The 26724-nt window shown below is 70.1% G+C and carries 23 protein-coding genes and 1 pseudogene; 8 read left to right on the top strand and 16 right to left on the bottom strand.

Annotated elements, in window-relative coordinates; translation table 11 throughout:
• Window positions 1-6: 6 nt before the first annotated feature.
• Window positions 7-1638, bottom strand: a complete 1632-nt coding sequence (locus ACIRYZ_RS16520; protein WP_402944491.1) for a DNA repair helicase XPB — start codon at window positions 1636-1638, stop codon at window positions 7-9.
• A gap of 60 nt (window positions 1639-1698) precedes the next feature.
• Between ACIRYZ_RS16520 and ACIRYZ_RS16515 the strand changes: the two genes are divergently transcribed.
• Window positions 1699-3306 (top strand): recombinase family protein, encoded by a 1608-nt coding sequence (locus tag ACIRYZ_RS16515; protein WP_402944642.1) that lies wholly within the window; start codon window positions 1699-1701, stop codon window positions 3304-3306.
• 71 nt (window positions 3307-3377) lie between these two features.
• Here ACIRYZ_RS16515 and ACIRYZ_RS16510 read toward each other — a convergent pair whose 3' ends face one another.
• The 6 genes from ACIRYZ_RS16510 to ACIRYZ_RS16485 form a co-directional block, all read right to left on the bottom strand.
• On the bottom strand, window positions 3378-3947 hold the full coding sequence (locus ACIRYZ_RS16510) for a hypothetical protein (protein WP_402944488.1): 570 nt from the start codon (window positions 3945-3947) through the stop codon (window positions 3378-3380).
• Window positions 3944-5419 carry a replication initiator gene (locus tag ACIRYZ_RS16505; protein WP_402944486.1) on the bottom strand — a complete coding sequence of 492 codons (1476 nt, stop codon included), beginning with the start codon at window positions 5417-5419 and terminating at the stop codon, window positions 3944-3946. The genes ACIRYZ_RS16510 and ACIRYZ_RS16505 overlap by 4 nt, the downstream gene beginning before the upstream one ends.
• Before the next feature lie 105 nt (window positions 5420-5524).
• On the bottom strand, window positions 5525-6418 hold the full coding sequence (locus ACIRYZ_RS16500; protein ID WP_402944484.1) for a DUF2637 domain-containing protein: 894 nt from the start codon (window positions 6416-6418) through the stop codon (window positions 5525-5527).
• Window positions 6419-6459: 41 nt separating this feature from the next.
• On the bottom strand, window positions 6460-7899 hold the full coding sequence (locus ACIRYZ_RS16495; RefSeq protein WP_402944481.1) for an AAA family ATPase: 1440 nt from the start codon (window positions 7897-7899) through the stop codon (window positions 6460-6462).
• Complete coding sequence (locus ACIRYZ_RS16490) at window positions 7896-8114, bottom strand: hypothetical protein (protein ID WP_402944478.1); 219 nt, start codon at window positions 8112-8114, stop codon at window positions 7896-7898. The genes ACIRYZ_RS16495 and ACIRYZ_RS16490 overlap by 4 nt, the downstream gene beginning before the upstream one ends.
• Before the next feature lie 32 nt (window positions 8115-8146).
• On the bottom strand, window positions 8147-8536 hold the full coding sequence (locus ACIRYZ_RS16485; protein ID WP_402944476.1) for a hypothetical protein: 390 nt from the start codon (window positions 8534-8536) through the stop codon (window positions 8147-8149).
• A gap of 205 nt (window positions 8537-8741) precedes the next feature.
• Here ACIRYZ_RS16485 and ACIRYZ_RS16480 point away from each other — a divergent pair, with 205 nt between their 5' ends.
• Entirely contained in the window at window positions 8742-9155 is a 414-nt protein-coding gene (locus tag ACIRYZ_RS16480; RefSeq protein ID WP_402944473.1) for a GntR family transcriptional regulator, read from the top strand.
• Window positions 9156-11377: 2222 nt separating this feature from the next.
• Here the strand turns inward: ACIRYZ_RS16480 and ACIRYZ_RS16475 are convergent.
• From ACIRYZ_RS16475 to ACIRYZ_RS16465, 3 genes are all read right to left on the bottom strand, one after another.
• Window positions 11378-12526 (bottom strand): methyltransferase domain-containing protein, encoded by a 1149-nt coding sequence (locus tag ACIRYZ_RS16475; protein WP_402944471.1) that lies wholly within the window; start codon window positions 12524-12526, stop codon window positions 11378-11380.
• Window positions 12527-12552: 26 nt separating this feature from the next.
• Entirely contained in the window at window positions 12553-12708 is a 156-nt protein-coding gene (locus ACIRYZ_RS16470; protein WP_402944468.1) for a hypothetical protein, read from the bottom strand.
• 181 nt (window positions 12709-12889) lie between these two features.
• Entirely contained in the window at window positions 12890-13381 is a 492-nt protein-coding gene (locus tag ACIRYZ_RS16465) for an ATP-binding protein (RefSeq protein ID WP_402944465.1), read from the bottom strand.
• A gap of 178 nt (window positions 13382-13559) precedes the next feature.
• Between ACIRYZ_RS16465 and ACIRYZ_RS16460 the strand changes: the two genes are divergently transcribed.
• The gene (locus ACIRYZ_RS16460; RefSeq protein WP_402944463.1) at window positions 13560-14873 is read left to right on the top strand and encodes a hypothetical protein; all 1314 of its coding nucleotides are present in this window, start codon (window positions 13560-13562) and stop codon (window positions 14871-14873) included.
• Here the strand turns inward: ACIRYZ_RS16460 and ACIRYZ_RS16455 are convergent, their stop codons facing one another.
• Together ACIRYZ_RS16455 and ACIRYZ_RS16450 are read right to left on the bottom strand one after the other, a co-directional pair.
• The gene (locus tag ACIRYZ_RS16455) at window positions 14874-15407 is read right to left on the bottom strand and encodes an NUDIX hydrolase (RefSeq protein WP_402944460.1); all 534 of its coding nucleotides are present in this window, start codon (window positions 15405-15407) and stop codon (window positions 14874-14876) included.
• A 460-nt stretch (window positions 15408-15867) separates the two neighbouring features.
• A complete protein-coding gene (locus ACIRYZ_RS16450; RefSeq protein ID WP_402944457.1) occupies window positions 15868-16008 on the bottom strand; it encodes a hypothetical protein in 141 nt (46 codons plus the stop codon).
• A gap of 1171 nt (window positions 16009-17179) precedes the next feature.
• Between ACIRYZ_RS16450 and ACIRYZ_RS16445 the strand changes: the two genes are divergently transcribed.
• The gene (locus ACIRYZ_RS16445) at window positions 17180-17575 is read left to right on the top strand and encodes a hypothetical protein (RefSeq protein ID WP_402944454.1); all 396 of its coding nucleotides are present in this window, start codon (window positions 17180-17182) and stop codon (window positions 17573-17575) included.
• Window positions 17576-17737: 162 nt separating this feature from the next.
• Here ACIRYZ_RS16445 and ACIRYZ_RS16440 read toward each other — a convergent pair.
• Window positions 17738-17904 (bottom strand): annotated as a pseudogene (locus tag ACIRYZ_RS16440) (ISL3 family transposase); the annotation flags it as partial.
• 337 nt (window positions 17905-18241) lie between these two features.
• Here ACIRYZ_RS16440 and ACIRYZ_RS16435 point away from each other — a divergent pair.
• Together ACIRYZ_RS16435 and ACIRYZ_RS16430 are read left to right on the top strand one after the other, a co-directional pair.
• Window positions 18242-18442 (top strand): hypothetical protein, encoded by a 201-nt coding sequence (locus ACIRYZ_RS16435; protein WP_402944451.1) that lies wholly within the window; start codon window positions 18242-18244, stop codon window positions 18440-18442.
• Window positions 18443-18987: 545 nt separating this feature from the next.
• Complete coding sequence (locus ACIRYZ_RS16430) at window positions 18988-19239, top strand: hypothetical protein (protein ID WP_402944449.1); 252 nt, start codon at window positions 18988-18990, stop codon at window positions 19237-19239.
• Between the two features lie 17 nt (window positions 19240-19256).
• On the opposite strand, the gene ACIRYZ_RS16425 is transcribed toward ACIRYZ_RS16430, so the two are convergent.
• Window positions 19257-21758, bottom strand: coding sequence for a helicase-associated domain-containing protein (locus ACIRYZ_RS16425; RefSeq protein ID WP_402944447.1), 2502 nt, complete (start codon window positions 21756-21758; stop codon window positions 19257-19259).
• 342 nt (window positions 21759-22100) lie between these two features.
• On the opposite strand from ACIRYZ_RS16425, the gene ACIRYZ_RS16420 reads away from it, so the two are divergent.
• Entirely contained in the window at window positions 22101-22805 is a 705-nt protein-coding gene (locus tag ACIRYZ_RS16420) for a hypothetical protein (RefSeq protein ID WP_402944444.1), read from the top strand.
• A 60-nt stretch (window positions 22806-22865) separates the two neighbouring features.
• On the opposite strand, the gene ACIRYZ_RS16415 is transcribed toward ACIRYZ_RS16420, so the two are convergent.
• Window positions 22866-25292 (bottom strand): hypothetical protein, encoded by a 2427-nt coding sequence (locus tag ACIRYZ_RS16415; protein WP_402944442.1) that lies wholly within the window; start codon window positions 25290-25292, stop codon window positions 22866-22868.
• 212 nt (window positions 25293-25504) lie between these two features.
• Between ACIRYZ_RS16415 and ACIRYZ_RS16410 the strand changes: the two genes are divergently transcribed.
• A complete protein-coding gene (locus ACIRYZ_RS16410) occupies window positions 25505-26035 on the top strand; it encodes a hypothetical protein (RefSeq protein WP_402944440.1) in 531 nt (176 codons plus the stop codon).
• A 34-nt stretch (window positions 26036-26069) separates the two neighbouring features.
• On the opposite strand, the gene ACIRYZ_RS16405 is transcribed toward ACIRYZ_RS16410, so the two are convergent.
• Window positions 26070-26696, bottom strand: coding sequence for a TetR/AcrR family transcriptional regulator (locus tag ACIRYZ_RS16405; RefSeq protein WP_402944437.1), 627 nt, complete (start codon window positions 26694-26696; stop codon window positions 26070-26072).
• Between the last annotated feature and the right edge of the window lie 28 nt (window positions 26697-26724).

The following is a 26724-nucleotide window of genomic DNA, read 5'->3' as shown; positions in this document are numbered from 1 at the left end:
CTACGGTTACAGCACGTCGTCCGCGTCGATGATGCGGTACGCGTACCCCTGCTCGGCGAGGAAGCGCTGCCGGTGGGCGGCGAAGTCCTGGTCCACGGTGTCCCGGGCGACCACCGAGTAGAAGTGCGCCGCATGCCCGTCCGCCTTGGGGCGCAGGACGCGGCCGAGGCGCTGGGCCTCCTCCTGGCGGGAGCCGAAGGTCCCGGAGACCTGGATGGCCACGGTGGCCTCGGGCAGGTCGATCGAGAAGTTCGCGACCTTGGACACCACCAGGACGCCGATCTCCTTGTTGCGGAACGCGTCGAAGAGCTTCTCTCGCTGGGCGTTGCTGGTCTCGCCCTTGATCACGGGGGCGTCCAGGACCTCCCCGAGCTCGTCCAGCTGGTCGATGTACTGGCCGATGATCAGCGTCTGGTCCTTCTCGTGCTTCTTGACCAGCGCCTCCACCACCCGCCGCTTGGTCGCCGTGGTGGCGCAGAAGCGGTAGCGCTCCTCCGGCTCGGCGGTGGCGTAGGCGAGCCGCTCGGAGTCGGTCAGGGTGACCCGCACCTCGCAGCAGTCGGCGGGCGCGATGTAGCCCTGCGCCTCGATCTCCTTCCACGGGGCGTCGAAGCGCTTCGGGCCGATCAGGCTGAACACGTCGCCCTCGCGGCCGTCCTCGCGCACCAGTGTGGCGGTCAGGCCGAGCCGGCGGCGGGCCTGCAGGTCGGCGGTGAACTTGAACACCGGCGCGGGCAGCAGGTGCACCTCGTCGTAGACCACCAGGCCCCAGTTGCGGGCGTCGAACAGCTCCAGGTGCGCGTAGACGCCCTTCCGCTTGGTCGTCATCACCTGGTAGGTGGCGATGGTGACCGGGCGGATCTCCTTCCTCGTCCCGCTGTACTCGCCGATCTCGTCCTCGGTGAGCGAGGTGCGCTTGACCAGTTCGTGCTTCCACTGGCGGGCCGAGACGGTGTTGGTGACCAGGATCAGCGTCGTCGACTTGGCGTGCGCCATCGCGGCGGCGCCGACCAGCGTCTTGCCGGCGCCGCAGGGCAGCACCACCACGCCCGAGCCGCCGTGCCAGAAGCCCTCGACGGCCTGCGTCTGGTACGGGCGCAGCTGCCAGCCGTCCTCGTCCAGGTCGATCGGGTGCGCCTCGCCGTCCACGTACCCGGCGAAGTCCTCGGCGGGCCAGCCGAGTTTGAGCAGCACCTGCTTGATCTGCCCGCGCTCGGAGGGGTGCACCACCACGGTGTCCGGGTCGACCCGGGCGCCGACCAGCGGCACGATCTTCTTGGAGCGCAGCACCTCCTCCAGCACCGGCCGGTCGGTGGTGGTGAGCACCAGCCCGTGCGTCGGGTGCTTGACCAGCTGGAGCCGGCCGTAGCGGCCCATGGTGTCGGCCACGTCCACGAGCAACGCGTGCGGCACCGGGTAGCGCGAGTACGTCACCAGGGCGTCCACCACCTGTTCGGCGTCGTGCCCGGCCGCGCGCGCGTTCCACAGCCCGAGCGGGGTCACCCGGTAGGTGTGCACGTGCTCGGGCGCCCGCTCCAACTCGGCGAACGGCGCGATGGCGCGGCGGCAGTCGGCGGCCTTGGGGTGGTCGATCTCCAGGAGAAGAGTTTTGTCGCTCTGGACGATCAAGCAGGACACACATACCTCCGTGGATAGGATCGCCGCGTGACAGAGACCACGACTGCCACCGTTCGGGCCATGCCCCGAGCCCGACGCCGGAAGGGCGTTCCGGCAAGCGCGCCTGGAATGCGCGCAGCTATCTATGTTCGCCTATCACGCGAGACAGAGGAAACTACTTCCCCGGAACGCCAGCGGGCGGCTTGCGAGCAGCTGTGCGCGGCACGCGGCTGGACCGTGGTCGCCGTCGAGGAGGACATCGACGTCTCCGGCTTCTCGCGGGGCCTGGAGCGGCCGGGGCTCCAGAAGATCCTGGAACGGCTCGACGAGTTCGACGTGATCGTGTTCTTCAAGATCGACCGGCTCGCCCGGTCCACGGTGGACTTCGCCGAGATCATGAAGATCACCGAGGCGCAGAGCGTTGCCCTGGCGTCGGCGACGGAACCGCTGGACCTCACGTCGTCCATGGGGCGGGCGATGGCGAAGGTGATCGCCGTCTTCGCCGAGCTGGAGTCGGACACCATCGGCATGCGGGTCGCTGGCGCCCACGAGCACCTGCGGCGGGAAGGCCGCTACACCGGGGGACGTGTCCCCTATGGCTACGAGGTGGCCCCGAACCCGGATGGCGCCGGGAAGGTGCTGGTGGTCAACCAGGAGGAGGCCAAGACCATTCACACGATCGTGAAGCGGGTGTTGGCCAAGGACTCGTTGATCCAGATCGCCATTGACCTCACCAAGGCCGACATCCCGTCCCCGGGACACACGTCGCGGCAGACCACCGGCAAGCGCAGCAACTCGAAGAAGTGGTACACGACTTCGCTGCGGAGTCTGCTGAGCAACCCGCAGTTGCTCGGGCAGGTCATCGAGGACGGCAAGCCGATCCTGCGAACCGATGGGCTGCCGCTGGTCAACCGGCCGCCGATCCTGGACATGGACACTTGGCAGGCGCTCCAGGACGAATTGGGCCGCCGCTCGAACAACCCGGGCGAGCGCAGGCGGGAAGCGACATCGCTGCTGCGCGGGGTGGCGCACTGCGCGCTGTGCGGCTTCCGGATGTACACCTACGTGGCGAGCGGGCGGACGCGGTACCGCTGCATCGGTCGGCTCAAGAAGAGGCAAGGCGGCGTCGCGGTCGACTGCTACGGCGTGAGCATCGCGGGGAAGGGGATGGAAGACCACGTCGAGGCCGAGTTCCTTCGGAAGTTCGGCCGTCTTCCCGTCGTGCGGGTGGTGGAGCACGCAGGGGAGAACTTCCGCCCGCAGATCAGGCAGGCAGAGGAAGCACTGACCGACCTGGAGAAGGACCGGTACGAGCGCGGTCTCTTCAAGGGCGACGACGGCGCGGCACGCTACGCGACGCAGTACGCCCGGTTGGAGGAGCGGATCGCCGACCTCAAGGAGAGGCAGCGGAACGCGAAGCCGGCGGGAACGGAGGTGGTCCCGATCGGCAAGACGCATGAGGAGGTCTGGCGGGACGCCGACGTGGCCGGGAAGCGGGACCTGTTGCTCAGCACTGGCGCGTACGTCGAGGTGGCCCCGGCGGAGAAGGCGGGCAAGGTCCTGGACCTTAGGCGGCTTGCCCTCCACTTCGGCGAGGAGGGGATGATGCGGCGGTCCGCCGCAGGGAAGATCACGGCAGCGGAAGGGACGGGTGGTCAAGGCGATGACCGGTCGGCCCCGAGGAAGTAGCGGACTGACCAACGCGAGCGGCCCGCCTTCGGAGGTATCGAAGGCGGGCTGCTCTGTTCGGGGTTGAGTTGTCAGTTCTGCTCGCCGTAGGCCCGGAGGGCGGTTAGCGCAGGTTTGCGAAAGGCCATCTCGACGCCGTCCCGCGCCGTGAACCGGACCAGTTGCAGTGAGAGCTTGCAGAGCGATTGCCCACCGGTTTGGGCAAGCGCGTGCTGTACGTCAATGACCGTCTCGGCAAGGTCCCAGGACGCAGACTGGAAGCGGAATGCGCCGAGCTGATAGGCGTGAGCGAGCCGGAAACGGACAGAGATGGCAGGTACCAGGCTGCGCGTCGCGGCGTGCTGGACAAGAGCACAGGTCACAGCCTCCGGTCCGTCCAGCACAACCAGAACTTCGGTGGTCCGTGTTGCCACGGTGATGTGGCCGCCGGTGGTCGCCATCGGCTCAGTCGTATCGCCGCCAAGCAGCGAGGTGAGATCGGCGGCGACGGTCGGAAACTCCGTGGTCACGAGCCACGTGGAGGCATCTGCCGATCGGTCGTCGCCGCGCTGCTCGGTGAGGAATTCACCGACAACGGTGTCGGCGAAGACTTCGGTGACACGGTCGCGCGCCCAGTCGAGATTGGGAACTGCTGTCGTCATCCCATGTCCCCTTCTCGCTTGAGGCGTTGTGTGGCGGTGCGGTTGTCGCGGACGGTTTGGGCGAGGAGTTCTTCGCCGGGGGTGTAGCCGGTGGCGAGGTATCGCCAGTCGGACACGACGAGGGTTGTGTCGGGGTCGATGGGCGGGTGCCCGGCACGGACACGGGCCTGTTCGCTCTGCCAGGTGCGGCGGACGCCCCGGAGGGTGCCGAGGGTGGTGGAGTAGCGGCGGGACTTGGTGGAGAAGTGGCCCCGGAAGCCGAGCATGTGGGCCCACTTGGTGAGCTTGAGTTCGGTGAAGTCGGTGACGCGGCGGCCCAGGTCCCAGCAGGTGCGGATCATCTGGCGGACGTGTGCGGCCACCTTGAGGTCCGCGATGGGTTCGGCCAGGCCGGTTCCCTCGCACGAGCGGCATTCGGTGTCGCCGTCATCGGTGGGGGTGCGTCCGCGTCCCTTGCATCGGGTGCAGTAGAGGGGGCGGTCGATGGTGCCGGTGCCCTCCGCGGATTTGGTGGCGTACTTGGCGACGTAGCCGGCCACGGCGGCGTCCGTGAGCGGGGTGTCGTCGCGGTCGTCGGCGTCGGGTCGGCGGATCACGCGGACGTCGAGCTGTTCGCCCCAGCGAAGGACGCGTTCGCCGATGGAGTCGCCGGTCACCGTGATGGCCACCTTGGCGGCTGCGGTGCGGACGGCGTCGGTGAGGAGGTCGGTGGTGGCCCAGGCGGGCGGGGCGGTGGTGGAGCCTTCGGGGCCGTCGAGGCGGACGATGGCGTGGAAGTGGACCAGGCCGCGCTTTTGGAACTCGGCGACCTTGGCGAACGAGACGCGGCACTCGTCGCGGAGTTCGGTGAGGGTGAGTCCGGCGGCGTGGGCGACTTCGCGGCGCAGGTAGGTGGTGAAGCGGGCCCAGAGGGCTCCGGCGTGGGCGTTGAAGAGGACGGCTCCGGCGTAGTCGTAGGAGGCGGGGTCGACGGGGGTGCCGAGGATCGGGGCGTCGGCCCCGTGGAGGGTGCCGCAGCGGCAGGGAAAGGGCTTGCCGGTGCGGGTGGTGGGGCGGTTGTGGACGGGGCCGAAGCTGGGAGCGGTGAGGGTGACGAAGACGCGGGGGTGGGTGCGGACGGCGTCGGGGGTGCCCTTGCCTCCGGCGAGGCCCGCGCGGATGAGCTGGTAGGTGTCGGCGGCGTAGACGCGGGAGCAGGAAGGGCAGCGGGTTGCGCGGCGGTTGCCGCAGGCGATGAGCGTGCGGCCGAGGGGTTCGGCGGTGCTGGAGTAGTGCCGCAGGAGTTCGCCGGTGGCCTTGTCGAACGTGGAGGTGCTGCCGGTGAGCTGGATGGGGTGGGCACAGCCGGCAAGGCGCTCGACGGTGGCTTCGATGCGGTCGAAGTCGTCGCGGTTGGCGAGGTGGACCAGGTCCCGGGCGGCCAGTGAGGCGACCGCGCGCAGGTCGAGGAGATCGGGGTGGAGATCGGTCACGGGGCTGTCCTTCCGGGCAGTCGAGAGGGGTTTGGGGCATAGAGGTGCCGTCGCACCGACCACGAGGGGCGTGCTCGCGGTCGGCGCGAGGCGGGTGGGCAGGGATCAGGCAGGGACGGCGGCCAGGTGGGCGTGGACGGCGTCGGCCAGGCGGGGCGGGACGCCGAGGCGGGCGCGCAGTTCGCCGGGGGTGATCACGGCGCCGGTGCGGGCGCGGTGGTCGTCGGCGATGCGGCGGGCGGCGCCCAGCAGCGGGGCCGGGACGTCCGGGAGGACCGGGGGCGCGGGGGCCGGGGCGGGTGCCGCAGCGGGCTTGGGTTCCGGATCAGGCTCGGCGACCGGTGCGGGTTCGGCGTCTGGGGTGGTCAGGTCGGCGGTCGGAGGCAGCGGCGGCGTGGGCCCTTGACCGGGTTCGGTGCCGTCTTCAGGGGTGCGGGGTTCAGCGGCCGAGGCCGTGTCCGCCAGGAGCGTGGCGGGTACGGGGCCGGGCTGGTCGAGGAGAGTCGGAGTGTCGGGCGAAGGGGCGCGGTGGGGGTCAGGAGCAACGTCCTTGCTGGGATGAGGGGTTGGGGTGGCGAGGTGGCGCAGGAGGTTGGGGCCGACCGCTCCCCAGCCGAGGAGGAGGGCGGGGGCGACGGTGTCGAGGGCGGCGCGGCCGTAGTGGCCGGCGATGACGGGTTCGGCGGTGTTGAGGGCGAGGGTGAGCATGCCGCACAGGTGCATCAGCCGTGTGGCGGGGCGGAGTTGGTCCGGTTTGGTGCCGGTCAGGGCGAGGTGGTGGAGGGCGACGAGCAGGCCGACCACGGACAGGTCCACCATGGGGGCGATCAGGGGTGCGATGGGGTGAGGGATGCCCAGGCGCAGGGCGAGGGCCCAGACGTTGCCGAAGGAGAAGACGAAGGCCAGGGCCGCGATGACCGCCATCACCATGGTGACCGTGATGCGGGTGAACGCTCCGGGGTCGGTCGGGCCGGGCGCGGCGGGGGTGGTGGCGGTCATCGCTAACTCTCCTTTCTCGTCTACGTGTTGGCGGCATGGGGTCAGGCTGCGTCGTCGAGGTCGGTGTCCTTGAGGAGGTTTGGCCCTGTCAGGAGGGTCAGCAGCTCGAAGGGGTCGGCCATCAGGTGGGCGGAGTCTTCGGCGACGCGGGCGGCGTCGTCGGGGTCGACGTAGGGGATGCGGACCCGGATGAAGCCCTTGCCGCCGGGGCGGGCCATGACGATGACGCCCTTGTATCCGTGGTCCTGGAGGGTGGTGGGGTCGAAGTCGGGGAAGTCGCGGATGTTGTCGCCGAGGGCGGCCACGGACGCGTCCGTGGTGGTCTGGGCGAAGGAGAGCCGCAGCGGGGAGACGTCGCGGATCGCGGTGGGCAGCGCGTCACCCGTGGCCTTCTGAGTGGCGAGGATGACCAGGATGCCGACTGAGCGGCCCTTTTTGACCAGGTCTTCGACCAGGCGGATGTTTTCCTGGGCGAGGGCGGCCAGGCGCTTGGTGGCGGCGTCGGAGCCCTTGAAGTCGCGGAAGTAGGTGTGTGCTTCGTCGATCACCAGGACGACGAGCGGCCATTCCTTGCTCGGGCCGATGTCCCACATGTTCTTCACGCGCTTGCCGGCGAGCCTGCCGAGGACTTCGCGGATGCAGGACGAGCGGGCCCGCCGCAGCTTCACGAGGCGGGTGAACAGGGCGTTGGCCTCTTCAAGGTCGTCACCGACGAAGGCGAACAGCCGGTCGACCACGTCGGCGTAGTCGCCCTCATGGCGGCCGGAGACCTTCCCGTCCGCGACGGCGAACTGTACGGCGTCGGACGGGGCGAGGCGGGAGATGAGGGCGTTGATCAGGGAGGTCTTCCCGTAGCCGGGAAGGCCGGCCACGGCCATGCCGGGCACGTCGGCGATGCGCAGGGCGGTGGCGACGGCGTACTCGTCGATGCCGAGGTCCCAGACGGTCAGGTCGGCCGGGGGCTTGCCGTCGGGCACGTAGGCGTACGGCTCGAACAGCGGCTCGGAGCGTACGGCGCGCAGGTGGAGGCGTCCGGGCTTGCCGGGGGTGACGGAGACGCGGGTGCACTGCCATGCGGCGGCCAGGCGTTCCGCGGCTTTCTGGAATTCTGGCAGGCCCACGGTGGGCACGGTCTTGACGTCCACGACCACGCCGTAGCGGTCGGCCTTGGTGTGGAGCGCGGGCACGAGCGTGCGCGGCTGGGGCTTCTTGCCGTCTGTGTTGGCCACGGAGGCCATGAAGGTGGGGTGGCGGTCGATGGTGACCAGGCCGAGGCTGCGGGACAGGCGGGGCCAGGTGCGGCGGATGCGGGCGGCCTGCCGGATCGAGCGGCGGGTGTCCTTGTCGGCCATGAGGTAGCGGCCGGTGATGACCAGCAGCCAGGCCAGCAGGACCAGGACGCCCGCACCGAGGGCGTAGGGCAGCCACGGGGGGAGGGTGTCCAGCGGTCCCGAGGCGGGGACCGGCGGGTGGGTGTTCATCGGGTCACGTCCTGGGAGTAGAGGAAGCGGAAGAGGGCCTGTCGCAGGTTCAGCAGGTCAGGGCCGGAGGCGACGGGCGGGTAGCCATGTGCCTCCAGGGCCTTGGCCACGTCGAGGACCAGGCCGAAGGTGAAGCGGGGGTCGTCATCCGGCGCGGGGAGCGGGTAGGTGGCCGGGGCGGGGGCCGGGGCCAGGCCCGCAGACGTGGAGTCCACGGGCCCGACGACGCGGGCGGGTCCGATGCCGGTCACGAGGCGACGGGCTCAGCGGTCTTGGCGGCCGACTTCGCCGCCGGGGCGGCCGGGACGGCGGACACCAGGGCCTCCGCCCGGTAGGCCACACCGGACTGCACCTGACCGTTGAAGAGGTTCGCCCACGGGGTGGCGATCAGGCCGACCGGGCGCACGATCGCACCGGGCGCGAGAGCGGCGTCGAGACCGGGCTCCGGCACGGTCACCTTGATCAGCTGGGCCGTCGCCTCGAACGTCTCCAGGAGCTGGACCGTGTAGAGGGTCGCGCCGCTCTCGCGGTCGGTGGCGACCAGACCGGTAGCGGCGTCGGCCATCTTCGGCACCGGCGGTACGGCCACCATGTGGGTCGTGCCGGTCAGGTCGGGGCGGATGGTGATACGAGCCATGAAGGCACTCCAGAGGTGGGAGGTGGAGGGGCCGGAGGACACCGACCCCGCTAGACCGCTAAGCGGTGCTAGGCATGTTGTAGCACGGGACTGCTGGTCACTGTCAAGCAGACCTAGCAGTGTCATAGATGAGGCAGCCGGGAGCACCTACCAAATTTGGTCGGTGGGGGTGTTGGGTGTGCTAGCGGGGGCTACCCTGGGCGGCATGAGCCGCAGAAACGACGAGGAGCGGGCGCCCTACCAGAAGGCCGCCGACGCCATGCGCCAGGACATCGCCGAGGGGCGCTTGAAGGCTGGCGACAAGCTGCCCGCTCTCTCCGAGATCGAGAAGCGGTTCGGCATCGCCAACATGACCGCCCGCAGCGCGGTACGGGTCCTGCGCGAAGAAGGACTCGTCTACGCCGTGCAGGGGGTCGGCACGTTCGTGCGTGCCAGGCCCCAGCCGGAACCCGCCACCGAGCAGGCCGAGGCGGGCGGCGAAACCGTCGAGGTGTCCGCCGCCGACCTAGCCAAGATCACCGATCTCGTCACCGGACTTGCCGCGCAGGTTCAGCAACTCCAGGAGCAGCAGGAGCAGTTCCGCCAGCGGCTTGCACAATTCGAGCAAAACGCTCGTTGAGCCGGGTCATCTCCTCGTTGAGGTCGGCCAGCTGACCGCCGACCCGCGCCATCGTTTCGAGCAGGCGCCCGAGTTCGCCGTTCATCAGATTCCTTTCCCCCGCATGTCGTTCGCTTTCGGTGGCCCACTCAAGCCCGCAGAACTCACCGGTTTTCTCCCCAAGCACCCCGACCGCGCGTAACGGTTCCGCATCAAGCCGTGGTGAGAAAAGTGGTGAGTTTCAGCCGGGCCCCGCACGGCTGGTGAGAAGGGCCTCGCAGCCTGGTGAGTTCCCGCACCGACCCGGTGAGTTTCGGCACCCGGCCGGTGAGTTCCTGCACTCAACACCGCGACCCTTGATGGATTCCTCGATGCGGAAGCCTCGTTTCGCAACGTTTCGGTAACTCCCGCCATCAAGGTGTGGGCATCAAGGTGTGACTGGCCATCAAGGTTTCGCCCCGAGGGGCATCAAGGTGAGCCGAACCCGCAGGCCAGAGCCCATCAAGGTTCACGCTGGCCACCTGCGCCGTGGCCGGCAACCCTGTGCACCCTCCAGCGCCCGCCAGATCCCGCAGGGCGGGGAAACGTTCCTCCAGATCCCGCGCCCCGGGACCCTGGTGCGAAGCCAACCCCAAGCCCTGCGGGCAAATCCACTCCGGCTTCCCCGCCGCACAGGCCGACCGGAGAGGCAGTGAGAAGGTTCGACCGACATCCGGAACCGGCGAGCGGAACGACCGACCGCTCCCGTGACGCACATCACGCCACATGATCACCGAACCGCCTTTCGTCGCGCCGGCCCCGAGCCGTTCGGGGATGAATCCATCGTGGTCGTCGCCCAGGTACTTGCGCCGGAGATATGGGGTCTGGTATTTAACCTCGACCCCGAAGTAAGTTCGTACAAAAACCAGCCGTTCGTAATAGCTCAGGGAAGATGCCGTGTGGCATGCGCCACATTTGCGGCCTGGCTTTTCCTGCCGGCCGCACGCGGGACACGATGCCGCCTTTCCGCGATTAGGTACGGCCGGGGATTCCTGATAGAAGCCGCCCCGCTCGCGGTGCAACCATCCAGCCACGCACAGCCTGTGGATAGGCTCCACCGATCCCGCCGCCATATCCGACATGTCCCGTTCCTCCCACTCGTCCTACTGGTTCCAGGTCGCACGCATAGAAGCCACGAAAACGGCGTCGGTGTGACACGCCGGCCGAACTTTCTTCCCTGGGCCTCGCGCACCACCTTCCCGCCGCAACGGCCGAACGTACTTGGCCGATCTTGTGGTAGTGCCCGGGCCGCCGCGAGGACCGAGTTCCGTCGGCGCACGTGCAGCACTCTGAGCCCTTCGCGGCTCGTTGTAGCGAGCCGATCTTGTGGTAAGCCGCTGGAGCGGCCGGGTGGTGCGTACGGTCCATAGAGGTGTCGGAGGCGCAATCGGTGTGACAGTCGACCAGGAACCGTCGAAGCAGCCCGAGGCCGAGGGATGAGGGCGGAGCGGACCACGCCCGTGCGAGCGAGCCAGGGCCGAGGCATGCGGAGGGCGGGCGGAGAAGGGCACCGCGGACTTCCTGACGCCTACGGCGGATCGGGGCAGCAGCAGGCAGGAAGACGTACGGCCGGCAGAGAGCGGCCAGATCCAGGGTGACGAAGCGGGCAGGGGGAGCGTGTTCAAAGTTTCATTACTGGATCAAGGCGGCCCGCCAGAGGCGGGCCGCGCGCCGCCGCGTCGCCGCCCGTCGCTCCTGTCTCCGCCCCGCTATGGGCGGCCCCGCTGGCGGCGCAAGGAACGGGAGGCGGTCGGTTGGGCCGGAAGGACCCCGGACAGGCTGTCCGGCCCCACGGGGCACAGGTCACGGCCGATGGTTGCCCGCCGTTCGTTCGGGCCCCCCGCAGCCCGATTGTCCGGGGCGGTCGGAACCCGTCAAGCCCGCACCGCTCGCCACCGTCGCCATGCACAGGCCCGTACGTGCGGGCTTGACTGAACCCGCCCGCCCCTAATCTCGGCAGCTGTCGGGGGGCCCGACCGGAATGGCCGCCCTCCAGCACTGGCCCGCCGTCCTGTCTTGTCGTCCGGTACCTCACTGCTGACCTCCAATCGGATAGCTGTTCGAGGAAACGCCGATGGCCCCGGTACCATGCGGCACCAGGGTTGATTGAGGTCAGCCTGCCGCCGGACCACCCGCCCCCGCCAAGGTGAGGGTGGTCCGGCACTTCTTTCAGTTGTTGGGCCCGGGTGGACCGCCAGTGGTCCCTACTTGCCGAACTGGGGCAGCGTGTTGGCCGGGTCGTCCAGCCACGGCGTGTGGCCGTCGGGGGTGACGGTCAGGCCGAAGCGCTCGAAGTCGGGACGCCCGGCCGCGTTCCACCAGCGCCACGCGGTCTCCACCTCGTCCCACAGCCGGCGGGGACCCGACTGCACGACCTCGTACGTCGTCCGCTCGGCCTCCCAATCGGCGGTAGCCCAGGAGGCCGTGTCGGTGCTGTAAAGCCATAGGGTGTACGAGCCGTCCCGGTAGCGTTCGGCGCGCCAGAAGCAGCCGCGGACCTGGAGGCCGATCGCGAACTGATCGATCCAGTCACCGGTGTCCGCCGGCGACAGGCGCGTGAACGACCGCTCGCCGTCGGCTGGCCAGGACTTCCCCTTCAGATACGCCGCCAGCGGCGGTCGGGTTGAGCGTTGCTGCCGCATGCGCATGAACGCCGACGAGCGGGTGAAACGCCCAACGGCCGTCCCGTCCTCCCTGACGGCCAGCCGCACCACCGCCTCACCGCCGTACTCGGTGCCCAAGGGCGAGACCACCAGCCCACCCGGCCGCACCAACTCAAGCCAGGGCGCGGGCACCCGGGCGATCGAGCAGGTGGCCTCCAGTCGGTCGAACTGGCCCAGGTTCGCGAGGCCTGCGCCACCGTCCCCGACCACCAGACGCGGATTCAGTCCGGCCCGCTCCAACCGCGTGGCCGCCGCTGCGGAGACGTCGGCGTCGACCTCGATCGTCACCACGTTCTCGTCCCCGAGCCGGTGGGCCAGGAGCGCCGCGTTCCAGCCCGTTCCTGTTCCCACCTCCAACACCCGCATGCCCGCGTCCACGTCCAGGTCAGCGAGCATGGAGACGACCATGGTCGGCATAGAGCTGGACGAACTAGGCGTCGTGCCCTTCGCGTTGCCGGTGTGCTCCCCGTCGTCCCACTGGAAGGTCAACGGGATGTCGGAATTCACCGCCTCCCACCACGCGTCCGGATCATCCGCGCGCGAGACCACTTGCTCGGCCTGCACCGCGCCGCCCGCCTTTCCGGGCCAGATCCGGTCAGGAACGAACAGGTGCCGGGGAACCGCCTCGAAGGTCGGAAGCCAATCCGAGGTAAGCGCACCCGAGGCGAGGAGCGCGGGGGCCAGCCCCATGGAGCCGGCCCCCTCCGTGCGCGTCGTCACTTGCCGTCCGCCGGGTTGGAGCCGTCGGAGGTGTTGCCACCCTCGTCCGAGCCGCCCCCGCCGTGCTTGTTGCCCGAGCTGCTGTCGTCCTGCGGGTTCCCGTCGGACGCCAGCAGGTGCTGGTACTCGTCGGCCATGATCTCTTCTCCCATCGATCGTAGATTCATGAACTCCGCTGCGGGAAAGTCACGTTCGACTATCCCGTAACCACTCCTGTACGAGCGTGGACCCGCACAGGAAGCTGGGGCGGTGCCGGCCGTACCCCACGGAAACGGCGCGGCCGGCACCAATCCGCCCGCCGGGAGTGACGACGGTCGGGCGGAGCCTTGGGTGTCACGCCGAGCGCGCGAAGCGGCCGTCAGCCTGGTTGCGGGCGCCGTGCACGAGGATGGCCAAGCGTCGGTCCCCAGTGGCCAGCTGGTCGGCCGCGCATTCGAACCACACGACCTTGCCCGCACTCGTGGGGTACCAGCCCCACGAGTGCGCGAGCCCTTCGACCAGGAGCAGGCCGCGGCCAGAAGTGACCATGTCCTCAGGTGCCCCAGGCTCAGGTGCGCGAAGGCTGCTGTCTGCAACCTCCACTCGCAGCCGCTCACCGGTCCACCGCACCGTCACCCGGCACCGCGCCGTCGTGTGCTCCATCGCGTTCGCCAGTACCTCGCTCGCGCACAACTCCACATCGCGCAGCGCTGCTTCCGACAGCGGCACACGCCAGAAGCGCGCAATGTCGAGGATCAGGCGCCGTGCCGGAGGCACAGCGGCTGCATCCGGATCGACGCCCCACTCCTGCGGTACCGGGAAGGACGCCGTGTCCAACGGGCTCATCGGTACGGACCACCCTCCGTCTCCGTCGACCCCCGGGAAGTGCTCGGGGACCATCAGGATTGCGGGACGGCCAGTGCCGGAATAAGGCCAGCGCGTGTACCCATGGTGGGTAAACTCGCGGTCAGTTATCCCGAGTGACACTCAGCGATGATCTTCCCGGGTCTTGGGGGTGCCGGACGTGAGCGAGTCCACAACGTCACCGGGGCTGCCGAGCCGACTTCTGGCAGACCCAGAGATGATCTCCGCGTGCGCGGCCAGAGACTTCGCGCGGATCTTCCAACTTGCCAAGCGCAAGGGCGGATTTCATCCGTCCCGCATCGCCCGTGCTTGCGACCTGACGCCCAGCAGGGTCGGCGAAGTCATGCAGGGCAAGCCGAAGATCACCAACATGGCCGTCATCGAGCGAATCTCTGACGGCCTCCGGATTCCCGGACACATGCTCGGTCTCGCCGATCGAAGCTGGGAACGAGCAGCGATCCCCGCGCGGCGTCAGCCGACCGTGGTGGTTCAACCAGCTCCAGAGGGGTTGCCGGTGGCGGTGAAGCTCGGCAGCGACCTGGACGAAATCCTTGCCATCGCCGCCGGCACCAGGGTCACGCCGACCGTGCTGCGCTCTCTCCAGGCCTCGATCGAGGACTATTGGCGGCGCGATGACGAGCACGGCGGGGAAGCTCTCCGCCCAGCGGTGATCGGGCAGCTCAAGTACGTCAAGGGCATACTGCGGGACACTGCCGACCCCAACTTCCGGCGCAGTCTCCACGGCATTGCGGCCGAACTCGCGCGTCTCACCGGATGGACGTACTTCGACGCCCGGCAGTACAGCACGGCCCGCGGCTACTTCACCGAGTCGCTACGGCTGGCGCGGGAGATCGACGACCGTCCATTCATCGCGAACGTGCTCGCCTGCCTCAGCCTCCAGGCGACCTACCAGGACAAGGCCCAGGACGCCATCACGCTCGCCCGGGCCGCCCAGGACAGCGCACGCCTCGACGGTGGCACGCCAAGGCTTATGGCCATGCTGTCCATGCGCGAAGCTTTCGGCCACGCCAGCGCCCACGACCGAGAGGCCACCCACGAGGCGATCGGCGAGGCACAGCAACACTTCGAGCGCATCGCCCCGGGCGACGACGATCCGGTGTGGGTGCAGTACTTCGACAAGACCAAGCTCACCGTGGACACCGGTATCGCGCTCGGTCAACTGGGAGACACGCGCGCTGCTGAACCCCTCATCGCCGAGGCTCTGCGGGCTGAGCCGACGACGAATCTTCGAGGCCGGGCGTTCCACACGTTTTGGCTCGCGCGAACGCAACTCCAAGGCCGCAAGGTCGAGTTAGCGTGTGCCACGGCAGGGCGGGCGCTCGACCTCGCGGCGATCGTGGAGTCTCCGAGGGTGGTCGCGCACCTCCAGGAGTTCCGCCAGTCGCTCAGGGCGTACCGTCACGCGCCGGCTGCGGTGGAACTGGTCAGCCGCATCAGCGAGTTGGCCAGCTGATCAGAGGCCGGCCTCATCCAGGAGCAGGTACAGCACGCCGACCAGCGAGCCACTGCTCACGATCTCGCGGCGGTCGATCATGCCGCGCAGCTCGGACAGCGGAATCCACTCGATCCGGTCGGACTCGTTGCGCTCGGTGGGCGGTCCCACGTACTCGACGGCGTCGGCCCGGAAGACGAAGTGTTCGGAGTCAGTGATCCCGTTCGCCGGTTGCGCGTAGATCAGTGGCTTGACCTCACCGACCTTCCAGCCGGTCTCCTCCAGTGCCTCACGGGCTGCCGCGTCCGCCGGGGTCTCGTCCGGCTCGATGAGCCCCATCGGGAGTTCCCAGGCCCAGGTGTCGGTGATGAAGCGGTGCCGCCACATCATGAGTACCTGCTTCTCGCTGTTCACGATGGCGGCGACGGCCAGGTGTCGGAGCTTGACCACGTGGTGTTCCCAGCGGTGGCCGTCGGGCTGCTCGACGTCAGCCAGCCACAGGTTCACCCATGGGTTCTCGTAGATCGGACGTTCCCCGTGGATCTTCCACTGCATTGCTGCGGCCCCTCTCGCTGGACCTTCAGCATGTCAGACGCAGATCCATCCACAGGCACGTTCCGGCGAATTTGCGTCAGGGTGACGAAATGCCAGAACGAGCCGTGGCGTGCCATCTGTGGGCGAGCTGTCCAGCTCCGGCCCCGGAATCTTTGACGATGAGCGGTCCGTCGTTGACGCGGGGGAGCCCTCCACTGGCTGACAGGCTGGATTGACGCAGACCCTCCAGTGTCGCTCATTCCGCGCGGAACGTGGGCGGGCTCCTTCGGACTGCCGTTGGTCAACTGGCCGCCGATGCTCGGGTGGACCCGCTTGCGCGGACCCGGCCGCCGCGTGGTCCGCGGTGAGCGGCCCCGATATGCCGACATCCACGCTCGTTGGGGTCGAGCGTGGATGTCGGCGAAGCGTTCGACTGTTCAGCTGTGTCGGCCCTGTGGGCCGGGTGGCTGGGGTGTTGTGGTCACCAGTGGTGGTGGTGGTGGTCGTCGCAGGGGTCGATGACGGTGGGGTCGGTGGCGGTGGCGGTGCCGTCGCCACCGCCGCTGACGGTGTTGGTGTTGGTGAGGGTGCCGGTGGCGGTGCGGGCGACGCGGACCCGCAAGGTGATGGGCGGGTAGGTGTTCCCGGGGTTGGGGACGTCGCTGCGGGTGCCTGGGCCGGGCTCTGCACGTACGTAACCCCACGGTCGGCGCAGATGCCCTAGCTCCGAGGTGCGGCCAGTGTCACATGGTGTGACGATGACGAAAGTATCGGGGTGAAGTCTCCCTGATCGAGCGACGTCGCTATACGTCACACCGAAAGGGCAATCATGACAGCAATGCCGGAAGCCCCCATGCGCGAGAAGGAAGCTGGCGAGGAGGAGGGCGTCGGCCCTCTTCTGCTGGCCGCCCTGATGGCTCGCCATGAGGAGCACCACGAACCTCCCGTCGTCCCGCTGCTCTTGGCCGCGCTCGCGCGTGGTCGCAAGGAGCAGGGCGAGCCTCCGATCGCTCCGCTGCTCATGGCAGCGCTCACGAGCGCTCACGCGGCCCCGCCTCCGCCGCCCCCGCCGCCCATCAACCCGCTGCTCCTGGCCGCACTCACGGCTGGCCCTGCGGCGGCCCCGCCTCCGCCGCCTCCGCCGCCCATCAACCCGCTGCTCCTGGCCGCGCTCGCGCGTGGTCGCAAGGAGCAGGGCGAGCCTCCGATCGCTCCGCTGCTCCTGGCCGCACTCACGGCTGGCCCTGCGGCGGCCCCGCCTCCGCCGCCCCCGCCGCCCATCAACCCGCTGCTCCTGGCCGCGCTCACAGCTGGCCCTGCGGCGGCCCCGCCTCCGCCGCCCCCGCCGCCCATCAACCCGCTGCTCCTGGCCGCACTCGCGCGTGGTCGCAAGGAGAAGGAGCAGGGCGAGCCTCCGATCGCTCCGCTGCTCCTGGCCGCACTCACGGCTGGCCCTGCGGCGGCCCCGCCTCCGCCGCCCCCGCCGCCCATCAACCCGCTGCTCCTGGCCGCACTCACAGCTGGCCCTGCGGCGGCCCCGCCTCCGCCGCCCCCGCCGCCCATCAACCCGCTGCTCTTGGCCGCACTCACGCATCGTTGAGCCCCGGAGCCTTCCCGCATCGGCTCCAGCGTCTGCACTGTGGTGAAGCCGCTGGGGAAGGGGTCCTGACCGGTAGGGCTTGACGAAAGTTCCGAACCGCACAGACAGCTTGCCCTCCCTTCGACGGTTGGACGACGGAGGAGGGCAAGCTGGCTACTGCTCACCGAAAAATCCGACCGCCGAGGAAAGCAAAATGGCAGCTGATTCTGACAACGAAGCGCATCGAGATCCTTTGCAAGAATTTGTCGACGACATCTTCGAAGAGATGGTGCGGGAAACGGGCCTTCCGCCAAAGATGGCAAGCGAGTGCGGGAAATCTCCGCTTGCAGCAGTTTTGCTCGAAATGGCCACTGCTTCGCTGTCGACGCCGTCTCGCATGTCGGAGATCGAACGACTCATTTTTGCTCAGACTCTCGCAACCGCGCTGGCGAACGCTCTTGCCCCGGCACTGGCAACCGCCCTCGCAGCAGAGATCACGAAGGCTCTCCAAGTTCCTTCAGGCACCTCCGGCAAGGAGTCGGCCGGCACTGCCGGTTCCCGGCCGCGGGGAGGGCCGGGCGATGGACCGCAGGGCCCGGAGAGGAAGTAGGAGGCAGCCCTCCCAGAGGGCGTGTGCGGCGGTGACCAGGTCGCGGTAGTCGGTTCACGCGAAGTTCTTGCGGCTCTTGACCCGGCTGTGGCCGTCGTCCAGTCGGGGTCGGTAGATCAACTGTGACCACTCACCGGACTTGGCGTCGTATTGGCGCGTGCACTGGAGATCGACGAAGGCGGGGATGCGGCAGCGGCGGGGCCACCAGGCGTCCGCGGTTGGGCGGTGCTTGGCCAGGGCGAAGACGGCTCGTAGGGCGTCCTTCAGTCGCCAGGCGCGGTGGAGCCTGGGGCCGGTGACCGCGATCCGGCCAGCTTGGCGACCTGGCGGTCGTCATCCCCGACGTCTGCCGCAGCACGACGCTGGAGAAGCTCGGCTTCCCAGGATTCTCTGCGCTCGCGGCGGGCACCCGAGGGTAACGGTGGGTCCGCAGTCCGGTACATAGAGGCGATCTGGCAATGCCGCAGCATGACCGGCCTACGGCGCACCAGGCGGCAGTCACGGCGGGCGCATGGCGGCCCGCCAACCAACCTTCGACTGGGAGGCTCCCGCCAATGGGGACAGCTTGGCCAAAACATAGAATGTCCATGTCCCCCTCCACGCTTGTGCGCCGCCTGATCGAGGATGACGATGGATTAAGGAGACGATTGCAGAGAAGGTGTGATCATGGCATTCCTCGCAATTTTCCGTTCTATGGGTCGTTTCGAGGGTGACGGCGGCCGCGACCACGGCGATGGTGGCTACGGCTTCGACGACTTCGAGCGCCACGGCGGCGACGGCGGTGGCGGTTACGGCTATGACAACTTCGAGCGCCACGGTGGTGACGGCGGCGACGGCGGCGGCTACGGCGGCGGCGGCTGGGACTGACTACCTGCCGCTGTCAGCCGACTTCGTTCGACAAATGTTCTGTGAGATCGGGCCGGGCAAGCTATGCCCGGCCTTGCCGCTGGCCCGGGGCCGGGCGGGCGAGAAGATCGTGAGATGGTCGCCTGGTCGCACTGGCGACGCCGCAGCCAGGCCCGCGCCCGCCACTGTTACTACAAGCGCCGAGGCCACACCCCATAACTGCGGTTGCAGTATTAAGGCGTACCGGTAACCAGACGGGTGGCCAGCAGTCTCAACAACGGTGGCACGGGCGATCGCTAGCAGCTGCCCGGCTGGGCTCGTCCGCGCTGCCGTGCCGGCCCTCGGCTACTCAGGGTTTACGATGCGTATCAGGCTTGTTCGTTTGGACGATGAGCGGTCCGTCGTTCACGCGGGGGAGCCCTCCACTGGCTGACAGGCTGGATTGACGCAGACCCTCCAGTGTCGCTCATTCCGCGCGGAACGTGGGCGGGCTCCTTCCACTCGCTGATGTCCGCCCGTCAGTCGCTGCGAGTGACCACGGTCCGTACTCGCTCGTTGAGCAGGTCATGAAGACCTCGAAGCGCGTTCTCACCGCCCTCGCCCTGATGGGCACGGCCTTCGCCGCCACCGCCTCCTCGGCCGGCTCCGCCCACGCCCTCGCGGGCATCGGCGAGGGCCCCGGCGGCCTGCTGGCGGCCCCCGGATTCCTGATCGCCGACCAGGTCGGCGGCGGCTCGCTGCCGGTCGGGCAGGGGCAGCTCGGCAGCCTGGCGGACCAGGCGGTCAAGGAGAAGATGAAGGAGGCGCACGGCCACTGACGCCCCGTCGCGAACGGCTACTCGTCCAGCTCCGCGACGCCCGTGATGCGGTGGAGGGCGAAGGTGCGCAGTTCGTCGGCGTGGTGGTCGAAGGCGGTGACGAAGCCGCCTTCGACCTTGACCGGGTCGATGATGCGCTGGCTGGCGATGCCCTCGGCGTTGAGGTAGCCGATCCACATCCGCTCGCCGAGCAGGACGGCCGTCTGCAGGGCGGCCAGGGTCTCGGCGGCGGCGGTGCGGGGGAGCTGGCGCGGGTCGGGGGCGGGCTCGCGGCGGGCGGCGGTGGCGGCGCGGTCGCCGGCCCGGATGGCCTTGATGGCGGCGGCGAGCAGGGTGTCGTCCGGGCTGGGCGGGCCGTCGGGGACGGGCGTGGGTGCCGTCCGGGGCGGGGTGCGGTGGCTGTCCGGGCGGGTGATCAGCACGTCGCCCTCGGCGGACTCGGCGGCCGGGGCGTAACCCATCGTGCGCAGGGCGGCGAGCAGCACGTCCGGGGCGGCCTGGGCGGCGAGGACGGTGGGGGCGAGCAGCCGTAGCCGCAGGTCGGCGGTGCGGCGGTCGGCGAGCACCTCGCCGAGCAGCGACGGGTCGTCGCAGCGCAGGTAGGAGGAGGCGGCGCCGACCCGCAGGATGCCGTGGCGGCGGGCGACGTCGTCGATCAGGTAGCTGAGCGGCTGCGGGACGGGCGTACGGCTGTGCTGCGCCAGGAAGGTCTGCAGGTCGGCGGCGGTGCGTCCGGCGTCCAGGGCGCGGCGGACGGAGCCCGGGGTGAACCGGTAGACGGTGGCGCCGCCCTTGGACTCGATGTCGGCGCAGAGCGCGAGTGCCTGGGCGAGCGGGGTGAGCAGCGGGCCGGGGGCGATCGCGGTGAGGTCGGGCTGCAGGATCACGTGGTCCAGCGGCTGCGGCAGCAGCGGGGCCAGCACCTCGGCCGGGTCGGACTCGGCGGTGAGCAGCGCGCGGGCGGGGGCGGCGAGGGCGCCGCGGCCGGTGATGCCGAGGAGTTCGGCCTCGGCGAGGGTCCAGGTGGTGAGGTCGTCGCGCAGCTCGCGGCCGTCCGGGCCGGTCGGGCCGCCGCGCAGCGGGCGCTGCCAGCGCAGGGTGGGCAGCAGCTCCTCGGCGGTGGCCGGGGTGCCGGGCGGCAGTTCGGCGAGCAGGGCGAGGGTGGCGCGGCGGACGGACGGGGCGAGGGTGCGGTCCAGTTCGGGGCCGAGGGCGGCGCGCGGCTTGCCCTTGCCGTCCGGGGTGCCGGTGAGGGCGGACACCCGGGTGGCGGTGAGCCAGGCGGTGGCCAGCACGGACCAGCGCTCGGCGGTGTCCAGCTGCAGCCAGCTGTCGTACCCGGGGGTCGGTGCCCAGCACTCGTCGGCCTCGCCGTCGGGGGCCAGCAGGCCCGCCGTGTAGGAGAGTTCGAGCCAGAAGGCGGCCAGCTGCTCGGTGGTCTCCAGGGTCTGGGCGGTGCGCTTGAGGTCCCGTACGCCGAGGCCGCCGGCCCGCAGGGTGGGCGGCGGGGTGAGGCCCCAGGCGTCCAGCAGCTCCTCGACGGTCTTCACGGCGGTGTGCGCCTGGCCGGCCGCGGCGCTGTCCACAGCCTGTGGATCGCGCGGGGCGGCGGCGGGCGCCGGCTCGGGCTGCACCGGTTCGACGGTGCGGTGGGTGCGGCCGCCGCGCAGGTGCAGTGCCAGTTCGCGGGGCAGGACGACGCTGCCCGGGCTGGTGGGCAGCAGCAGGCCGCGGGCGAGCAGCCACTCGACCGGGCTCTGCGCGTCCTCGGCGGTGACCGGGCGGGTGGCGTCCGGGACGGTGCCGGTGGGCGGGCCCCAGACCAGCCGCTCCAGCAGCCGCAGCGCGGGCTCGGGGGCGGTGTCGAGCAGCGCGGCGCAGCGGGTGCGGTCGGTGAGCAGGGTGGTCAGGGCGGCGACGGCGGTGACCGGGTCCGGGGTGGCCGGCTGCCCGGCGGAGGCGAGCAGCTGCTGCAGCCGGGCCGGGGACATGCCGACGGTGGCCTCGGCGAGGGTCGGGCCGAGGCCGGTGCGGCCGGGGTTGGCGGCGGTGGGGGCGAGCGCCTCGCGCACGGCGAGGACCAGTCGCAGGCCGTTGTCCGGGCCCCAGAGCAGCGCCCGGTCGCGCAGGGTGGCGATCGCGCGGGGGAGCGCGGTGGCGACGGCGGACCGGTCGGCCGGAGTGAGCGGGGTCGCGCCGGGGTGCGGCTTGACCTTGCTCGGGCCGGTCAGCAGGGTCCGCACGGCGGCCAGGCCGGTGCCGTCCGGGGCGGTGGCCAGAGCCTCGGCGACCTGCAGGGTGAAGCGGTCGAGCCGCTCCAGGGCGCGCAGCGCGGAGGCGCGCGAGGACAGCCGGGCGGACAGCTGGGTGAGGTCGCCGGGGACGGGGTTCAGCAGGTCGGGGCGGGAGCGGAGCAGGGCGGCGAGCGCGTCGTCGGGGCGTGCCCGCAGCTCCTCGGCGAGGGTGCGGGGGCCGGCGGGCGTCCTGCCCTGGCGTTGAGGGCCCTGCTGTGTGGTCATTCGACCTAGGTTAGTCGGGTGGGCGGACGACGGGATCCCCTCGTGCGGCCGGGCGCCCTCGCGGGGGAGCGGTGCGTACGGGTGATCGCGGCGGACTCGCGCGGGCGGGGCACGGTGGGTAGCGTCACGGCCGAGGGCGGTTCGGTGGGCGGCCGCGCTCTCCATGGGCGAGCCGGGCGAGGCGGGGTGTCGGTGATGACGGACGGCGAGTGGTGGCGCAAGAGCGGGCCTTGGAGTGAGCGGGCGGGGGTGTCGGGCTCGTCGGGCTCGTCCGGTTCATCCGGCTCGTCCGGTGACGGTGCTGCGGCCCCGGGTGTTCCCGGCGTTCCGTCCGAGGACAGTGTGTACGGCCCGCCGGCCGCGCCGACCGCGCCCGCCGCGACCGGCGGCATCCCGAACGTGTCGCTGGACCTGCCGGGCGTCGCCGGGCCCGAGACCGGTTCGGAGGTGATCCCGCCGCCGACCGTGCAGAGTTCGAGCCCGTGGACCATGACGATGCTCGACTTCTCGGACACGCCGCAGCCCGCGCCGAAGCCGGTCCCCGAGCAGCGGGCGGCGGAGGAGGCGGCCGCGCAGGCGGCTGCGGCCGCGGCCGCCGAACAGGCCGCGGCGAAGCCGAGGAAGCAGAGGAAGGCGAAGGCCGCCCCCGCTCCCGCCGCCGGCAAGGCCCCGGGCAAGGCCTCGGGCAAGGGCGCCCGCAAGCCGTCCCCGCTGATCCTGCTCTCCTGCGGACTGCTGGTCGGCGGCGCGGTGTCCGGCTTCTTCCCGGCCATGCTGGCGGGCTGGGGGCTGGGCTACCTGACCCGTCAGATCTCCGACACGATGCGCAAGTTCGTGATCCTCGGCATCCCGCTGGTCACGATGAGCGCGTCCACCCTGTTCGCGATGAATCACGCCAAGCAGAGCGGTGGCGCCGTCCAACCCGGCTCCCCGCTGGGCCAGTTCAGCTGGTCGATGGCCCCGGGCGTGCTGCGTACCGCGGCGGTGCTGACGGCGGTGGTCCTGCTGCTGCTCGGCCTGCGCCGCCGCCCGCCGCGGCAGGGCTGAGCACGGGACCGGCCCCGCACCAGGCGGGTGCGGGGCTGGTCGTACGGCTGTGGAACGCGGTCAGGCCCGGCGGCGACGCCACCAGACCATGGCCGCGCCGCCCGCCAGGAGCACGGCGGCGATGCCGGCCAGGGGCAGGACGTTCGCGCCGGTGCGGGCGAGGCTTCCGCCGCCACCGGTGCTGCTGCTGCCGCTACCGCTGCCGCTGCCACCGGCTGGGGCCGGGGAGGGGCTGGGACTGGCGCTGCCGCCACCCGCCGGGGTGCTCGGCGTGGTGGTGGGCGTACCGGTGGGCGTACCGGTGGGCGTGGCGCTCGGGGTGTCCGTCGGGCCGCCGGTGGGAGCGCCGGTCGGGGTACCGGTGGGCGTCGACGTCGGAGTGTCCGTCGGCGTCGGGGTCGGCGTCGGACTCGGGCCGTTGTCGACCGGCCCGCCACCGCCGAGGAGCAGCAGGTCGTCGGTGTCCGCCTTGTCGGTCATCGCCTTCACCGAGGTCTGCGCGGAGCGCGGCAGGTCCTGGTGCTTGGCGGCGAACTCGGACGCGCCGATGTCCTGCTTGGGCGACTGGGAGAAGTCCACGCCGCCCACGACGCAGATCTGCCCGTTGTCCCCGCAGGGGAAGCTGTAGTCGCCCCGGGTGAAGGACTTCACGTACTCCTCCCAGGTCTGTCGCGGCGTCCAGCTCTTGTTCCCGCCCCGGAGCGGCCACTGGGAGACGTCGTTGCTGTTGATGATCGACCGGTAGTCGGTCGCCTCCTGCTGGTCCTGCTGTCGCACGTACTCGGCGGCGACCCGGGCGCTGTAGACGCGGCGCAGGTCGGCGTACGCCGGGGCGGTGTTGACCTTGTGCTCGATGTCCGGGACGACGATCTCGCGGACCAGCCGCTCGAAGGTGCGGGTCTGGGCCTCGGTGAGCTTGCAGTCCCCGTTCGGGTTGTGGGCGGTGGTGACCGCGGCCTCGGAGTTGACCTTCAGCGGCGCGTCGAGGATGTAGACGCCGTTCTCGTCGGCGCGGATCTTCGCGGGCAGTGGCACGATCCAGTTGCGCTCGATCGGCCCGCAGTCGAGGCCTTCGGCCTGCAGGGCGTCCCAGAGCTTCTTGCCGATGCCCTGGCGCGGGTCCACGTCCTTGGCCCAGTCGTGCTTCATCTCCAGGTCGGCCTGGAGCAGCACCCGCCCGGCGTCGGTCTTCCCGAAGGTCGGGTCCATGATCCGGTCGGGCTGATCGGGCATCAGGTTGACCCAGAACTTGTCCGGCGTCAGCGCGAGCCAGGTGAAGAAGGAGTCCGAGATGAGCTGCGCCTTCTCCTGGCCGCCCCAGCCGAGGTTCTCCTCGTCCTCGTCGGCCTTCTTGGCGGCGAACGCGTAGCTCAACGCCTGGCCCTTGACCGGCTTGCCGACGTAGGAGAGTTGCAGGGTGGAGAAGTCCACGCCGCCCGGGCCGCGCACCCGCAGGCCGGTCGGGTCGTCGGCTCGGATCCGGGCCATCCGCTCGGCCATGTCCTTCGGGGTCGGCATGGACCCCTGGATGTTCCGGGCGGCGCCGCCGGAGGGCTGCTTGGCCCCGGTGTTCATGTACGGGTCGGGCTCGGAGGTGTTCGGGTCGAACTTGGAGACGGGCACACTGGTGGACCGGTGCTCGTAGCTGCGTACGCGCGGGTTCGCCGGGTCCGAGCCCACGTCGGTGTTGACCTTGGCGAGGTACTTCTTGGTCGCGCTCGTCTTCTCCTCGCCGAAGACGTAGGTGACCCGCGCGTCCTTGCGCTGGGGGTCCTGCAGGAAGGCCTTGTTCGTCGGATCCTGGGTGGTGTCACGGCCGCCGCCGGCCTTGAACTCCAGGAAGTCTTTGGTCTTGTAGTTGACCGCGTCCCACTTGCGGACCATCGGCTTGCCGTCCTTGCCGATGACGGGCTTGCCGTCCTTGTCGAGGATCGGGATCTCCTCCTGGCAGAGCCAGTCGGGGCCGATCAGCCCGAGGTCCTTGACCACCTTCTCCTCGTAGAAGGCACCGCGCCGGTTGTTGTTGTTCGGCAGGATGTAGGCGTCGGAGAGCCACTTCTCGAAGGTGCCGTACCTGGTGTTCTGCGGGTCGCGGGCCAGGTACTCCTTGTACGTCGCGTAGAGGCGATCCGTGGAGCCCTTGGGGTACTGCTCGTGCGGCTTGTCGAACTTCTTGAGGAACGCCTCCTGCTCGGCCGGGTCGGACGGGAGCGTGAGCCCGTCGAAGGCCTGGCGCGGGGCCTCGTACTTGTACGAGTCCCAGGCGGACTCGTCCCGGACGCTGTCGGACGACTTGTCCCAGGGGAAGGACGTCCCCTGGGTGCCGCCCTTCGCGCTCGGGTAGAACTCGTCGCAGCGCTTGCCCTTCGCCGCGTATGCGGTGCCCTGCAGGCCGGGCAGGCCGGTGACCGCCAGGACGGCGGTGCAGGTCAGTGCTAGGCCGCCGCGCACCCAGATGCGTGCACGGCGGGGTATCAGGTCTGTCACGTGGCTACTCCCCCAAGGAGCCCGCTGAAAAAGACAGTTGCGTGAACGGCGCCGAAACGGGCCCCCAATTAACGTGTGCGCCGCCAGAGTTCGAACAGTAGACGTCTGGCGGTGGTCGCGTCTCCTCGATTCGACGCCCTGCCGAACGTCAACCCACCTTGCACACAGGACTGTTACGCTTCGCCGAGGTGCTCGCCCCGTAGGCTGCCGGTATGGATCCGATCGACACTCCGGAGTGGGCCGACAATCCCCGGCTGGCCGGGTGGCTCGCCGCGCAGCGCGAGGCGTTTCCCGTGTGGGCGGAGGAGAACGGTGGCGGCTGGGACTTCGAGCCCGCCTCGTTGGACCGCCTCCAGTCGCTGCTCCTCGGCCGGTTCGACACCTGGGAGGAGGTCCGGGCCGCCCGGGACACCCCGCTGCTGGAGGTTGCCGCCTGGTACATGGGCGAGACCCTCATTCGGCGCTGTGGGGTGATGTGGCGCTGCATTCCCGTTCTGCCGGACCCTCGCCCGCCGGCCGGCGGCTACCCGCTGGTGACGTACGCCCGGGACAGCCTGACGGAGTACGAGCAGGACTGCCTGGAGGACATGGAGGAGCGGATGGAGTTCTCCATCCCGCTCGTCGACCCGGCCAGTGCGATCGGCTCCCTGTTCGTCGCCGAGGACAGTCGGCTCGCGGACTGGATCCGCTGGTTCGACCGGTTCCAGGAGTGGCGCCGCGGCCTGCCGGACGACACCTACTGATCCCGTCCGGCCGGGCCCGGCCGGTCTCCGTCGGCTAGCGGAGTGCCGCGAAGCCCGTGCAGAGCAGGCGGATGCTTCGCGCGAACTTCTCGTCCTGGCTCAGCCGTGGAATCAAGTCGCCCATGACCAGGGGGAACCGCTCGCACAGTTCGGCGTAGAGCTCGGCGGTGACGGTGGGTGCGGCGGCCGGCTGGTTCTGTTCCTGGAGCACGAAGCCGGTGACGTGGCTGAGCAGGGTGTCGGCGGCGATGCCGCAGTGGGCGGGGGGCAGTCCGGCGTCGAGGAGGGTGCGCAGTAGGCGTTCCATCAGGGCGAGGCCGCCGGTGCTGAGTACGCCGGGGCTCTCGGCGAGGAGCTGGGCGCCGCCGGGGTGCTGCTTGATTTCGAGGCGCAGGGCGGTGGCCTGGGCCTCGATGTGGGCCTGCCAGGTGGCGGTGGGCGGGAGGGCGGACAGGGCTTCGGTGCCCGCGTCGTGGGCCCGGCGGCAGACCCGGTCGGCCATCAGGGCGAGCAGTTCGTCCTTGCCGCGTACGTGGTAGTAGAGGCTGCCGGCGTGGGCGTTGAGGCGGTCGGCGACCTGGCGCATGGACAGGTTCTGGTAGCCGACCTCGGCGAATACGGCCATGCCCGCGTCGACGATGCGCTCCTTGGTGAGCTTCATGGATCCACCGTACATCGTTTTCAAACAC

Source organism: Kitasatospora sp. NPDC101155 (assembly GCF_044768305.1).
Classification (GTDB): domain Bacteria; phylum Actinomycetota; class Actinomycetes; order Streptomycetales; family Streptomycetaceae; genus Kitasatospora.
The sequence above is the reverse complement of the archived record's forward strand: the minus strand, read 5'-3'. Positions and strand labels throughout refer to the sequence as shown.

Excerpts from the sequence above, each read along its gene's own strand:
- ACIRYZ_RS16410 (WP_402944440.1), top strand. The coding sequence starts at position 25,505 with ATGGATCCGATCGACACTCCGGAGTGGGCCGACAATCCCCGGCTGGCC.
- ACIRYZ_RS16455 (WP_402944460.1), bottom strand. The coding sequence starts at position 15,407 with ATGCAGTGGAAGATCCACGGGGAACGTCCGATCTACGAGAACCCATGG.
- ACIRYZ_RS16425 (WP_402944447.1), bottom strand. The coding sequence starts at position 21,758 with ATGACCACACAGCAGGGCCCTCAACGCCAGGGCAGGACGCCCGCCGGC.
- ACIRYZ_RS16475 (WP_402944471.1), bottom strand. The coding sequence starts at position 12,526 with ATGGGGCTGGCCCCCGCGCTCCTCGCCTCGGGTGCGCTTACCTCGGAT.
- ACIRYZ_RS16480 (WP_402944473.1), top strand. The coding sequence starts at position 8,742 with ATGAGCCGCAGAAACGACGAGGAGCGGGCGCCCTACCAGAAGGCCGCC.
- ACIRYZ_RS16465 (WP_402944465.1), bottom strand. The coding sequence starts at position 13,381 with ATGAGCCCGTTGGACACGGCGTCCTTCCCGGTACCGCAGGAGTGGGGC.
- ACIRYZ_RS16485 (WP_402944476.1), bottom strand. The coding sequence starts at position 8,536 with ATGGCTCGTATCACCATCCGCCCCGACCTGACCGGCACGACCCACATG.
- ACIRYZ_RS16430 (WP_402944449.1), top strand. The coding sequence starts at position 18,988 with ATGAAGACCTCGAAGCGCGTTCTCACCGCCCTCGCCCTGATGGGCACG.
- ACIRYZ_RS16405 (WP_402944437.1), bottom strand. The coding sequence starts at position 26,696 with ATGAAGCTCACCAAGGAGCGCATCGTCGACGCGGGCATGGCCGTATTC.
- ACIRYZ_RS16515 (WP_402944642.1), top strand. The coding sequence starts at position 1,699 with ATGCCCCGAGCCCGACGCCGGAAGGGCGTTCCGGCAAGCGCGCCTGGA.
- ACIRYZ_RS16435 (WP_402944451.1), top strand. The coding sequence starts at position 18,242 with ATGGCATTCCTCGCAATTTTCCGTTCTATGGGTCGTTTCGAGGGTGAC.
- ACIRYZ_RS16470 (WP_402944468.1), bottom strand. The coding sequence starts at position 12,708 with ATGGGAGAAGAGATCATGGCCGACGAGTACCAGCACCTGCTGGCGTCC.
- ACIRYZ_RS16510 (WP_402944488.1), bottom strand. The coding sequence starts at position 3,947 with ATGACGACAGCAGTTCCCAATCTCGACTGGGCGCGCGACCGTGTCACC.
- ACIRYZ_RS16445 (WP_402944454.1), top strand. The coding sequence starts at position 17,180 with ATGGCAGCTGATTCTGACAACGAAGCGCATCGAGATCCTTTGCAAGAA.
- ACIRYZ_RS16495 (WP_402944481.1), bottom strand. The coding sequence starts at position 7,899 with ATGAACACCCACCCGCCGGTCCCCGCCTCGGGACCGCTGGACACCCTC.
- ACIRYZ_RS16500 (WP_402944484.1), bottom strand. The coding sequence starts at position 6,418 with ATGACCGCCACCACCCCCGCCGCGCCCGGCCCGACCGACCCCGGAGCG.